This window comes from Cupriavidus sp. SK-4, from assembly GCF_000611125.1.
Lineage (GTDB): Bacteria > Pseudomonadota > Gammaproteobacteria > Burkholderiales > Burkholderiaceae > Cupriavidus > Cupriavidus necator.
In genome coordinates, this window is sequence record NZ_JFJW01000242.1 from 1 (window position 1) to 11,638 (window position 11,638).

An 11,638-nucleotide genomic window follows, 5' to 3' on the forward strand; every position below is an offset into this window, starting at 1 on the left:
CTAAATCCAATTAGTGTGAACACGCCCTAAGACGAGCCGCAAGTCGATTCGTCTTTGAAAATCCGCGAACTATTGGAAACTTAACCTAATGAACACAACAACAGTTTCTATTGAAACTCTAGAGAGGGTCATGGCGATGGCGCTGCGACGCCACGGTGCTTCCGAGATCGCAGCTAGCGAGGTTGCGAAGGCATTAAGACGTGCGGAGCAGCTAGGAAACACCCATTGTGGACTCGGACACCTTGAACGTGATTGTGCGCAACTCCTCAGCGGTAGAGTAGTGGGCAAGGCGGTTCCCAAGATGAGCCGCATTCGTCCTGGCCTGATTCAAGTCAACGCACGCGATGGGTTCGCACAACCAGCATTTGCCCTCGGCTTACCCGAGGCGTTGGAGTGCGTTGCCTCTCTAGGCGTCACGGTATTGGCTATCAGCAGAGCCTACACCTGCACCGCTCTCGGATATTTTCCCGAAAGAATTGCTGAGAACGGTTTCATTGGGATAGCATTTACCAATGCATCGGCCAGTGTTACCGCGCCTGGCGGGTCAAAGCCTGTGCTTGGAACCAATCCGATTGCCATGTCAGTACCGGATGGAAGGGGCGCGATGGTGTTTCAGTTCGACCAGTGCACGAGCGCTGCAAACTTGCGTCATGTTCGCGAGGCCGCTCAAAGGTCCGAGCCTATTCCGCAGGGCTGGGCGGTGTCGCCTCTCGGGGAGCCAACAACTAACGCGTCGGAAGCTCTTGCGGGCGCTCTTCTTCCCGCAGGCGGCGCCAGGGGGTTTGGCATCGGATTGATGTCGGAGGTGCTTGCGTCTTTCTTTACAAATTCTGCAATGTCGCTCGACACTGAGAGCCTGCAAACAGTCTATGGCCCGCCTCACGGGTTAGGGGTCTTCTGCATACTGCTCGATCCAACAGCGGTCGCGGGGGATCATTTCTGGCACAAGCTTGGCAGGCTGAAGGAAGCAATCGACTCTCAGTCGGGAACACGTCTACCAGGCACGAAACAGCGAGCACAAGAATGCGTGACAGTGGACCGTGCAATGTGGGAGAAGGCTCAATCTCTCGCCGAGTCGCGCTTCGATAACCACGCCGGCTGAATCGCTTCCTCTCTTGAGCACGTACTGCCCACCGAGTGCTGGTCGTCCTCAAACGAGCTAGCATGCGACAACCTACCTTTGAGCAGATGACCGCTAATCGAGGCAGCCATCTGCTTCATCGCTCTCGACGTTAGGCCGCGTTCGGTTTTTGCGCGGCGCCACGAAGAGCCAATGACTGGCCGCGCTCAGTTGTACCCCAACCAGGCAATGTTTGCCACATCGGGTCGGTCGCTCGAATTTTCCATAAGAACTTCTGATGGCTTCCTACATACACCGTTCGTTAGCGGGTTGACCGAAGCTGTCCGGCTTGTCGAATCGTCCGAGGGTCGTACGTTACTACGGGGTGCGTTGCCAAAAGGCGTGACGAGATTCATTGCTACTCCTATGAATGAATTTTCATATTCCCATTCACCTGAACAATAGGCAAACAGGCCGGGATACGGCGGAAAAACGACGACCCCGGTGGGTGCCATGTGCCAATAACATGTAAAGCGTGCGGCTGATGCCACGGCGAGATCACCCTCGCAATAACCGGCAACGTCAACACCCAAAACTCTTGATGCCGTCGGCTTAGTTGGATTACGCCCGCTAGAGACGACTCAGCCGTTGAATGACTGTTCGCCGAACATCATCATGTCGAGACCATCTCCGCCTCGAATCATTGGCCATACGTTTTCGGTCGGGTCCACTTTAATATCGAGAAAGACCGTTCGCTTTCTCTCAGAAAGCGCCTCACGTAAAGCCGGCTCGACGTCGGCTTCAGTGGAAACAGTATGTCCGATATGCCCATAGGCTTTGGCCAAGGCGGCGAAGTCTGGTAGTGCTTCCAAGTATGAGTGACTATATCGCTGCTCATACTCGACGTGTTGTAACTGACGCACCATTCCAAGATATCCGTTGTTCAGTGAGACGATCTTCACTGGCAGCTCGTACTGCTTGCAGGTGGATAGTTCCTGAATACACATCTGAATGGAGCCGTCTCCCGTGATGGCAATGACCTCGCGTTCGGGGAAGGCGCGTTTTGCTCCCATGGCGTAGGGAAGACCTACCCCCATGGTGCCGAGCCCTCCGGAATTGAGCCATTGACGTGGCTGTCCGAACTGATAGTGTTGTGCTGCCCACATCTGATGCTGGCCGACATCCGAGCAAACAATGGCGTTCTCTGGTGCGATTCGGCAGAGTGTTTCGATCACGTATTGGGGTTTTATGGTCTTGCCGTCCCGCGTATAGGCCAGACAGTTCTTGGTTCGCCATTCAGAAATGCGCTCCCACCAAGCCGTTCTGCTGCTGGACGGCTCCTCGCTGTCCCTCCAGGACTCAATGAGGCGCTGCAAGATGCGCAGGGCATCTCCAACGATTGGCACTGTCGGTTTGACCCGCTTACCGATGCTTGTCGGGTCAATGTCAATGTGAATGATTTGCCTTGGGGACGAGCAGAAGTCTGCAACGTTGCCGATAACGCGGTCGTCAAATCGAGCGCCGACGGCAAGGAGTACATCGCACTCCTGCATCGCTCGGTTCGCCTCATAAGTGCCATGCATGCCGGGCATGCCAAGATTCCGGATGTCCTTTCCCGGGAAGGCGCCAAGCGCCATAAGCGTGGTGGTGACCGGCGCGTCGATCAAGGCTGCCAGCTTTCTCACCTCGGGGCTCGCTTGTGCAGACACGACACCGCCACCGATATAGAGATAGGGCCGTGCAGCGCGCTTCAGCAAGCGAACTGCCTGGCGGATTTGTCCTTCATGTCCAGCGACCGTAGGTCGATATGAACGAATGTCAGCTCGCTCAGGGTACTGAAATGGTCCTGTGCTGAGGGCTATATCCTTCGGAATGTCAACCAGCACCGGGCCGGGCCGGCCAGTACGCGCGAGGTAGAAAGCCTTTTTCAAAGTTTGAGGCAGGCTCGTCACGTCTGTCACGAGGAAATTGTGCTTCACAATGGGACGCGTAATGCCGACCGCATCGCACTCTTGAAAGGCGTCCTCGCCAATCATTGAGGTTGGCACATTCCCTGACAGGATCACCAGCGGTATCGAATCAAAGTAAGCCGTTGCGATGCCCGTCACAGCGTTGGTAACACCGGGGCCAGATGTCACGAGAGCGACGCCAACTTCTCCGGTTGCACGAGCATAGCCGTCCGCGGCATGTACCGCGGCTTGCTCATGACGCACGAGCAAATGCTGAAGGCTTGGTTGCTGTGCAATAGCGTCGTAGATCGGTAGAACGGCGCCGCCGGGATAACCCCAAACGCTTTGTACGCCCTCCGCCAACAACGCTTCTACAATCATCTCCGCACCACTCATCATGCGAGACGGCGAAGAAGTGCGGGAGTGAAAATCAGGAGAGGGACGGTTCATCGCGAGTGTGTCTTTGGATTTCAGGGCAAGGCAATGCTAACCCAGTTGATTCTAGGCGGCTCGTTACAGCATTGGTCGCTGAATTCGACTGTGAATGCCCAGCGTCTCAGCGCGTCATGCCGACGATACGAGGCTGGCCAGTGGAATATTCTGATTCGCTCAAAACCACGTGACGAAAGTAGCGCCGCGGTCGCAAGAAGGGCGCTTGTAGAGAGAACTCGTCGAGAGGACTTTCAGGAAGCCTATCGCTCATGCCTAACGGAAAGCCATCTATCCGCAATATGACCCTCTCGCTAGCCAGTGTCACGCAGCGTAAAAGACGTCAGAGGGCTTGAGGCTTGGTAGAGAAGGGCGAACGCTGAGCGCGCGGTCCTAACCTGACGTTCGCTAGCCCCTGCTTGTCTGAAGCTCAACCAATCCGAAGTTGATGGTGTCGAGGCCCGCTGTTCCGTTCTGGCAGGAAGCCACATCGCAGCAGATTGTGCTGGACCGATAACGACTTGCAGTCGAGTACGGTACGACATGCTGGGATTTCCCGCCTAGAATTTTGCCTATGAATACGCCAACTACACCCCTGCTCCAGGACGCGGTCGCTGCACAGCAAGTTGACCTCGATCCCATCGAAACCACCGAATGGCGCGAAGCGTTCATCGGACTGATTCAGGCATACGGCCCTGAACGCGGGAAGTACATCCTTGATGAGCTTGCTCGCCTGGCTCGGGACCAACGTGTCGGATGGCAGCCCAATCTAACGACGCCATATGTGAACACGATCAGCGTCGACGCGCAGCCGAAGTTCCCGGGCGACTTGGCCATTGAGGAGCGACTGGGATCTATGATGCGCTGGAATGCACTGGCAATGGTCGTTCGAGCTAACCAGGCATATGGCGAACTGGGTGGACACATCGCGAGTTATGCGAGCGCCGCGGATCTGTTTGAGACCGGCTTCAATCACTTTTTCCGCGCGGACGATCTGGTGTTCTTTCAGGCGCATAGTGCGCCGGGTGTCTATGCACGTGCCTTCCTCGAAGGCAGGTTGTCCGAAGCCGACCTGGCTCATTATCGACAGGAAATCGTTGGTCCTCGCAACGGCGCACGTGGCTTGTCCAGCTATCCGCATCCGTGGCTGATGCCGGATTTCTGGCAGTTTCCCACCGGCTCGATGGGCATCGGGCCCATCAGCTCTATCTACCACGCACGGTTTATGCGCTACCTTTCACATCGCGGCCTGCTGCAGTGTGACAACCGAACGGTCTGGGGCGTATTCGGCGATGGGGAAATGGATGAGCCGGAGTCCATGAGTGCGCTGACATTGGCGGCCCGTGAGAAACTGGATAACCTCGTGTGGGTCGTCAACTGCAACTTGCAGCGCCTGGATGGTCCGGTGCGGGGCAATGGCCGAATCATCGATGAACTCGAGCGGCTGTTTTCCGGTGCTGGTTGGAACGTTATCAAGCTGCTGTGGGGTAGCGACTGGGATGGCCTCTTTGCTCGCGACGCCAACGGTGCCTTGACGGAGGCCTTGGGCGACACCGTTGACGGTCAGATGCAAACCTTCGCGGCGAAGGATGGGCGTTTCAACCGTGAGCATTTCTTTGGGCAAAATCCGCAGCTTGCTTTGTTGGCGCAGGGTATGACCGACGAGCAGATCGACCGCTTGAAGAGAGGCGGCCACGATTTGGTCAAGATCTACGCCGCCTATGCTAAAGCGGCCGAACGAAATGGTCGGCCTACAGTCATCCTGGCTCATACGAAGAAGGGGTATGGCATGGGTGCGGCAGGCCAAGGCCGTATGACCACGCATTCGCAGAAGAAGCTCGATGATTCCCAGCTCATTGAGTTCAGGAACCGGTTCAATCTTCCGCTGACAGACGACCAGGCGACCTCTCTGACCTTCCTGAAGCCCGATGCGGAGAGTGATGAGATGCGATACATGCGGTCGCGGCGGGAGGGGTTGGGCGGCGCTTTGCCCAAGCGCAATACACAGTGTAGTGTGGTTGCAAAACCTGCGCTGGCTTCGTACGCGCGTTTTGCGATTGAGGCCAACGGTAAAGAGATGAGCACGACGATGGCCTTCGTGCGCTTGCTCGGGCAGTTGCTGAAGGACAAGGAATTGGGTCCCCGCATCGTGCCAATCGTTGCTGATGAAGCACGCACCTTTGGAATGGCCAACCTCTTCAAGCAGGTGGGCATCTACAGCAGTGTGGGCCAACGGTACGACCCGGAAGATATCGGATCGGTATTGGCGTACCGAGAGGCGTTCAACGGCCAAATCTTGGAGGAGGGGATTAGTGAGGCTGGCGCGATTGCCAGCTGGACGGCTGCAGCGACGAGCTATAGCGTTCACGGCCTCGCTATGTTGCCGTTCTATATTTACTACTCCATGTTCGGCTTCCAGCGCATCGGAGATGCCATCTGGGCAGCTGCAGACCAGCGAGCTCGCGGATTCCTGCTTGGCGCTACCTCGGGGCGTACCACGTTGGGAGGAGAAGGTTTGCAGCACCAGGACGGAACCAGCCACTTGGTTGCCGCAACCATTCCCAATTGCAAGGCCTATGACCCCGCGTTTGCGGCAGAGATGGCCGTGATCGTTGACGCAGGCATTCGGGAAATGATGCTGGAGCAGCAAGACGTCTTCTACTACGTCACGCTGATGAATGAAAACTATGCGCAGCCTAACTTGTCCGCCGACGTCGAGGCTGCGATCTTGCGGGGATGCTACAAGTTCGACGATTGGCAGCGCCCCGATACAGCGTCTTCGACAGCTTCGGCCAGGCGGGTCACCCTGATGGGCTCGGGAGCCATCCTGACCGAAGTCATTAAGGCGGCACAGCAACTGGCTAGTGACGGCATCAATGTCTCGGTCTACAGTGTGACGAGTTGGAGTGAGCTGGCCCGTGATGGCGCCTTGCATCGCAAGCGGGAACTCCTAGGCGAGGCGAGCAATGAAATTCCGTTCCTCCAACTGCAACTGGAGCAGAGCGCGGGCCCGATTATTGCCGCAACAGACTATGTCCGCGCGGTGCCGGAGAGCGTCCGGGAATATGTGCCGACGGATCGCCGGTATCTGACTTTGGGAACCGATGGCTTTGGCCGAAGTGATACGCGCGGGGCTCTTCGCGAGTATTTCGGCGTTGATGCAGCATCGATTGTCCGGGCGGCTAAGCACTCGCTGGACTAGTTCTGCGCTATGGGGACCAAGCCCCGATCCTCACAATATTGCCGGTAGACGGCCAGCGAACGCCCCGCGAAACCAGCGAGAGGCGCTCGCTGGCCGACGCACTTCTGTGGCGCCCGTTGTCACATCGGCCTCAGTCGCGGCGCGCTGATGGCGATGCGTCGGTCAGGAGCGGCTATCCAGCTTTCCAGAGTCTGGATCCAGGTGGGTCATCCATCACAACTCGCTGGATCGGGCCGGCCATCGGCCTGTTCCCTGTCCTCACGCTCTTCACCGCAGGTGTCGTAAAGAGCTCAGCAGGTAGATGCGAGCCCGGTTCGCATTAGGTTGTCTCCCATAGCGCTACGTGGCGGGCCCTCCGCCTCACCTACCGAAGCCGACGCTAAGACGTGAATGTGTATCACAGGCCATCGCCTGAACGCCTACCGGCAAACATCCTGGAGTTTCGTTGACACGGGGTGTAGTGCGTCGTATAGTTTTACGTATAGGAACACTGTACCGAATATCGGAACATATGACAACGAACCAATCTCTCGGACGCGGCTTGGAAATGTTGAGTGCGGTTGACGAAAGTGGGGAGCCGCTAGGCATACGTGAGCTCGCTCGACTGCTAGATATCAGCCCATCTATTGCCCAGCGGCTGGCCAATACCCTTGTCGACGCGGGATACCTTCATCAGGTCATTGAGACGCGCAAGTACCGCCTGGGCTATCGCGCATTGGCACTCGGTTCGGCCACGGCACGTAGCGACGTACTCCATATCACGGCGTCTGCCGAGTTGAAGGTTTTGGCTGAGACCCATCAACTCAACGGTTACTTGGGCGCGATTCAGCAGAACTCTGTGGTCTACCTTCATACCGTTCAAAGTAGCGGTCCTATCGCGATTCGTGCGGAAGCGGGGCAGCGTATTCCGGCTCACACTACGGCCATGGGCAAGTGTCTGGTCGCGGAACTTTCCGCCGAGCGGGCATCGCTTGTGCTCGGTCCGGGTCCCTATGCGGCACGCACCAAGCACTCCATCACCGGCGTGCGAGCATTGCAGAACGAACTCGACAACATTCGTCGGCGTGGATATGCGATTGCCGACGAGGAGAACGAAGTTGGCGTGGTATCCATCGGGACGGTGATCCGCAACAAGGACGGAGTTGCCGTGGCGGCCATTAGTGTTGCCTTCTTGAAGGCCCAGCGGGATCCCGAGGAATGGCCCGCCATCGCACAGCTTGTCGTCAGTGCTGCTCTGAGATGTTCCAAAGCACTCGGCTATTCATCCAATACCTTTGACCAAAGCGCTGCTGTCGACAGAAGTATCGCGGCAGCTAGATAAACTCAAACGGAGTGAGCAAGTAATGGAAAGCCTTCTGAACAAACCGCGCCTGGCCCAAATGGCCAAGGAAAAAGGCGTTGACGCCTTTATCGCCACGTCGCCTGAGAATGTTACCTACTCAAGCGGTTACTGGGCGCTCTCGCAATGGATTCGGCGCGGGCCACAAGTGTTTGTCGTGTTGCCGGCGAAAGATTTGGAGGGCTCGCGCGTCATCGCCCCCACATCGCTGCTCGATCAGCTTGTGGACCAGGAGGACGTGTGGATTAAAAACATCACTCGCTTCGGCTTCTTTCACGTGGACAAGGCGGAAGGTCCAATCACTGATGCCGACCGCCGTCTGCTGGAGCTATTTGACCTTCCCGATGAAAAGGATGGTCTCAACGCGCTGCTGAAGAGCTTGCGAAATGAGGGGTTGGACAAAGCGACCCTCGCCATCGACGAAATGGGCCTGATGCCGGGACAATGGGAGCGTCTCCAGCAAGAACTGCCGCAGGCCACGATCGTGCCGGCAACGAAGCTGTTCCGCGAGATTCGCGCCGTGAAGACGCCTGTGGAAATCGAGCGCCTGCGCATGGTGGCCACCATTGCAGAGCGCTCGGTGGATGCCGCATTGAAAGTGGCACGTGAAGGCATCACGGAAGTTGAGATGGCGCGCACGTTCCATGCCACGACCGTTCAGCATGACGCCACCCCGGTGCTCGGCTGTATCGGCTTCGGCGCGCGGTCGGCCATGCCCAATGTACATCCCTCGAATACTGCGCTGCGCAGGGGCGATGTGATCCGATTCGACGTGGGTGGCCGCTACCGACATTACCGTGCCGATATCGCTCGAATCGCTGTGTTTGGGGAGCCTGACCCCAAGATTGTCCGATACCACAAGGCGCTTCATGACGGCGTAATGGCCGCTTTCGAGGCGATCCGTCCCGGCGTCAAGGCCTCTAGGGTCTTCGAGATTGCAATGGAGGCAACGCGCGCGGCCGGGATTCCGCACTATTCGCGAAGCCACGTCGGCCATGGCATCGGCCTGGACGGGTATGACATGCCCGACCTGACGCCTAGCAATGACCAAATCATCGAGGAAGGCATGGTCATGTGCGTCGAAACGCCGTACTACGAGTTCGGTTGGTGTGGGCTGCAGGTCGAAAACACGATTGTGGTACGCGAGCGCGGCATCGAGCTGCTGCACGATACGGACGGCAAGCTGCGGGTGCTGGCATGAGTAAAGCTGTGTCACTGCAGTGCTTGCGCTGCGGCACGCACTATCCGCCGGACTACAGGGAGCAGGGCTGTGCAGAGTGCGCCGGCGTGTTGGCCAGCAACCTGCGCGTCCAATACGATGCCGACACCGTGCGCGATTGGAACTTCAACACGGGAGAGCGCCGAACTCGCGGTCTGTGGCAATTCGCGGATATGTTACCGGTCGACGCAGAGCACGCGGTATCGCTGGGCGAGGGCGGGACGCCGCTCCTGGCCACGGCGCGCTTGGGCACATACATTGGCATCGAAAACCTGTACGTCAAGGATGAGACGCGGAATCCGACGCAGTCGTACAAGGATCGGGTGAGCACCGTAGCGGTCTCATATGCCAAACAGCTAGGCGCGCCTGTAGTAGCCACAGCATCGTCAGGGAATGCTGGGGCATCATTGGCGGCCTATGCTGCTCGTGCCGGGATACCTTGTGTTGTGGTCTCGATGAAAGGCGCGGCCGGTCCGATGATGACGCAAATCCGCAAGCTAGGCGCGCATCTGATCATGATGGCTGACAAGACTCAGCGCTGGCCGTTGCTTGCCGCTGGGGTGAAACGCCACAACTGGTTTGTGACTTCGCCTTATTCAGCGCCGGTGGTCGGGAGCACGCCAATCGGCATTGAAGGCTATAAGACGATCGCGTACGAGATTGTCCAAGACCTTGGTCGTGCGCCGGATTGGATGGCGATGCCGGTTTGCTATGGCGATGCCTTGTCTGGTATCTATCAGGGCTTCATGGACATGAAGAACGCTGGCGTCATCCAGCAGATACCTCGCTTCGTAGCAGCCGAGGCACATGGTTCGCTGAAGCAAGCCCTTGATAATGGTTCAGATATGGTGCCCGCTGCGACGGTCAAATACGATACGTTGGCCGCTTCGGTAGGGGCAGCGCAGAGCGCATTCCAGGCCCTGTATGCACTGCGTCAGTCAAGTGGTGTGGCCGTGCCCGTGGACAACGATGGCCTGGTGAACTTGCAAGAACTCATTGCGGGCCAGGAGGGTATGCTTCTCGAGTTGGCCAGCGTGATGCCGTTCGTAGCGGTTCGTCGTCTCCGTGAAGCAGGAGTTATCTCCTCAAAGGACCTTGTTGTGTGTTTGGCGACTGGTTCTGGTCTCAAGGACACGGACAAATCAACGACCGCATGGTCCGAGATTCCTGTCTCCACGGTTGGGGTTGACGAGGTATTGGGGGCCACGATGGAGGCTCTACATCGGCGTTTTGTCGAGGCGTAAGTTTCGACGTCGGAGCCTGTCCAAGATAAGCGGTCATGTAGGTCGTATCAGGCTGGCTTGCAAAAGGATCAGACTAAGCAGGTGGAAGGGTGTCGCAGACCGGATGTTCTCCAGTCGCCTCCCTTCCATGCGCGGCTCGATTCCTTTCAGCTCGCCTGACGAAAGTGTGCGAGCAGCGGTGTCCCAGGCACAGCCCAGCTTTGGGCTTGGCAACTAAGCTGCTGCTGACAGCACTCTTGGCCGTTACCGATTTGTGAGCCTCCATTGGCTCAGATTACATATGCGCCAATTCTAGGCTTCTTTGCAGGGACGCGATGATGAACCTCGACGCCACCGATATTCGTATTCTGGATGAGCTTCAGCAAGATTGCGCTCTGACGAACGTCGAACTAGCGCGACGTGTTCATCTATCGCCATCCCCCTGTCTCGCCCGAGTTAAAGCCTTGGAGGCGGCAGGCGTTATTGAGCGCTATGTGGCCCTTGCCAGCGCTTCCGTCTTGGGGCTTGGGGTTAACGTCTTCATCTCGATTAGCTTAAAAGACCAAAGCAAAGCGTCGCTGACAGAGTTTGAGCGAAGAATAGCAGAGCACGATGAGGTGATGGAGTGCTATCTCATGACGGGGGATAGTGACTACTTGATTCGAATCGCGGTTGCCGACATGGCTGCCCTGGAGAGATTCATCCTCGAGCAACTGACTCCGATCGCGGGTATCGAAAAGATACGGTCTAGCTTCGCCCTCAAGCAGGTTCGCTATAAGACAGCCCTTCCGCTCCCCGTGAAGCGATAGGGTATCGATGCCGTTTGGCGTCTCAGGGGCGGGGATAGCTTACCCGATCCGATGCCAGATGCCATTCGCCGCCACACGCGCTCCCAAGGCGCCCAACGTGGATCAGGCTGGCCATCTGAATGGCCAGTAGCGGATCGTGGCGGCGCCTATGCCAGGCTTTGCGCTGCCATTTACGCAGCGCCCGCATACCAACCGCGCAGGTTGCCTGCATGTCACCGCCACGGCGTTGAAAAGGCCCCCTCGCCGCACCCAAGCGGGCGTAAAGCCCGCGCTTTCATGGGCTGCAGAGCCGGTATAGCGGCGCTCTAATAGTTCTGATCAGCAGGCGGACCAGTCTTCCGTGAATCGCTGCCAAAAGTGAATTCACCGCGACGAATCTAGGGCGTGTTCACACTATCTGAGCCCGTC

Annotated in this window: 7 protein-coding genes; 6 read left to right on the forward strand and 1 reads right to left on the reverse strand. The window is 57.5% G+C overall.

Annotated elements, in window-relative coordinates; all coding sequences use genetic code 11:
• Positions 1-88 precede the first annotated feature (88 nt).
• Positions 89-1,102 carry an Ldh family oxidoreductase gene (locus CF68_RS36880; RefSeq protein WP_084187610.1) on the forward strand — a complete coding sequence of 338 codons (1,014 nt, stop codon included), beginning with the start codon at positions 89-91 and terminating at the stop codon, positions 1,100-1,102.
• Positions 1,103-1,701: 599 nt separating this feature from the next.
• On the opposite strand, the gene ilvB is transcribed toward CF68_RS36880, so the two are convergent.
• Positions 1,702-3,459 carry a biosynthetic-type acetolactate synthase large subunit gene (ilvB, locus tag CF68_RS35020; protein WP_035828242.1) on the reverse strand — a complete coding sequence of 586 codons (1,758 nt, stop codon included), beginning with the start codon at positions 3,457-3,459 and terminating at the stop codon, positions 1,702-1,704.
• A 553-nt stretch (positions 3,460-4,012) separates the two neighbouring features.
• On the opposite strand from ilvB, the gene mdeB reads away from it, so the two are divergent.
• From mdeB to CF68_RS35045, 5 genes are all read left to right on the forward strand, one after another.
• On the forward strand, positions 4,013-6,640 hold the full coding sequence (gene mdeB, locus CF68_RS35025) for an alpha-ketoglutarate dehydrogenase (RefSeq protein WP_035828245.1): 2,628 nt from the start codon (positions 4,013-4,015) through the stop codon (positions 6,638-6,640).
• A gap of 511 nt (positions 6,641-7,151) precedes the next feature.
• Positions 7,152-7,961 (forward strand): IclR family transcriptional regulator, encoded by an 810-nt coding sequence (locus CF68_RS35030; protein WP_051591832.1) that lies wholly within the window; start codon positions 7,152-7,154, stop codon positions 7,959-7,961.
• A gap of 22 nt (positions 7,962-7,983) precedes the next feature.
• Complete coding sequence (locus CF68_RS35035; protein WP_080745310.1) at positions 7,984-9,180, forward strand: Xaa-Pro peptidase family protein; 1,197 nt, start codon at positions 7,984-7,986, stop codon at positions 9,178-9,180.
• Between the two features lie 86 nt (positions 9,181-9,266).
• Positions 9,267-10,442 (forward strand): pyridoxal-phosphate dependent enzyme, encoded by a 1,176-nt coding sequence (locus CF68_RS35040; protein ID WP_161786897.1) that lies wholly within the window; start codon positions 9,267-9,269, stop codon positions 10,440-10,442.
• 317 nt (positions 10,443-10,759) lie between these two features.
• Entirely contained in the window at positions 10,760-11,230 is a 471-nt protein-coding gene (locus CF68_RS35045; RefSeq protein WP_035828250.1) for an Lrp/AsnC family transcriptional regulator, read from the forward strand.
• Positions 11,231-11,638: the final 408 nt, after the last annotated feature.